General features: G+C 47.2%; 1 protein-coding gene. It reads left to right on the top strand.

Annotated elements, in window-relative coordinates; all coding sequences use genetic code 11:
* A partial coding sequence (locus G9H60_RS13365) for a hypothetical protein (RefSeq protein ID WP_223144528.1) occupies window positions 1-250 on the top strand: 250 nt, incomplete at both ends.

The raw sequence follows: 250 nt of genomic DNA, 5'->3' as shown, positions 1-250 counted from the left end.
TCTTCATCTTCATCTCCTGTGGCTGGGGCTACAGTAACCATCACCGCTCAATTGGCGGATGCTAACAACAACCCAGTAAGTACTTCAGGACAAACCGTTACTTGGACTAAGTCTGATGCTAACGGTAGTTTTGCTACAGCTACTTCGACTACCAATGCAAGTGGTGTGGCAACAGTCGTATTCACCACACATACCGTGGCTGGAACTTCAACTACGGTTACAGGTACTACTTCGGCTATCACAGGTACTT

This window comes from Aquirufa aurantiipilula (genome assembly GCF_019923745.1).
Classification (GTDB): domain Bacteria; phylum Bacteroidota; class Bacteroidia; order Cytophagales; family Spirosomataceae; genus Aquirufa; species Aquirufa aurantiipilula.
This window is presented reverse-complemented; position numbering and strand designations above follow the sequence as displayed.